General features: G+C 61.9%; 1 protein-coding gene. It reads right to left on the reverse strand.

Annotation, left to right across the window (positions count from 1 at the left end):
• On the reverse strand, positions 1–993 hold a 993-nt coding region (gene tuf, locus BDI24065_RS40870; RefSeq protein ID WP_077182115.1), incomplete at its 5' end, for an elongation factor Tu.

Raw genomic sequence — 993 nt, forward strand, 5'->3', positions numbered from 1 at the left:
TTACTCGATGATCTTGGCGACGACGCCGGCGCCGACCGTACGGCCGCCTTCGCGGATTGCGAAGCGCAGACCTTCTTCCATCGCGATCGGAGCGATCAGCTTCACCGTGATCGACACGTTGTCGCCCGGCATCACCATTTCCTTGTCCTTCGGCAGCTCGATCGAGCCCGTCACGTCCGTCGTACGGAAGTAGAACTGCGGACGGTAGTTGTTGAAGAACGGCGTGTGACGGCCGCCTTCGTCCTTGCTCAGCACGTACACTTCAGCCGTGAAGTGCGTGTGCGGCGTGATCGAACCCGGCTTCGCCAGAACCTGGCCACGCTCCACGTCTTCACGCTTCGTGCCGCGCAGCAGGATACCAACGTTGTCGCCTGCTTGACCTTGGTCCAGCAGCTTGCGGAACATTTCAACGCCCGTGCAGGTCGTCTTCACCGTCGGCTTGATACCGACGATTTCGATTTCTTCGCCGACCTTCACGATGCCGCGCTCGACACGACCCGTCACAACCGTACCACGGCCCGAGATCGAGAACACGTCTTCCACCGGCATCAGGAACGCGCCGTCAACTGCACGCTCCGGCGTCGGGATGTACGTGTCCAGCGCGTCGGCCAGGCTCATGATCGCCACTTCGCCCAGCTCGCCCGTGTCGCCTTCCAGCGCCAGCTTCGCCGAACCCTTCACGATCGGCGTGTCGTCGCCCGGGAAGTCGTACTTCGACAGGAGTTCGCGAACTTCCATCTCGACCAGCTCGAGCAGTTCAGCGTCGTCCACCATGTCGCACTTGTTCAGGAACACGATGATGTACGGAACGCCAACCTGACGTGCCAGCAGGATGTGCTCACGCGTCTGCGGCATCGGGCCGTCAGCTGCCGAGCAAACCAGGATCGCGCCGTCCATCTGCGCTGCGCCCGTGATCATGTTCTTCACATAGTCAGCGTGGCCCGGGCAGTCGACGTGTGCGTAGTGGCGGTTAGCCGTTTCGTACTCGACGTG

It is taken from the genome of Burkholderia lata, assembly GCF_902499025.1.
Classification (GTDB): domain Bacteria; phylum Pseudomonadota; class Gammaproteobacteria; order Burkholderiales; family Burkholderiaceae; genus Burkholderia; species Burkholderia lata_C.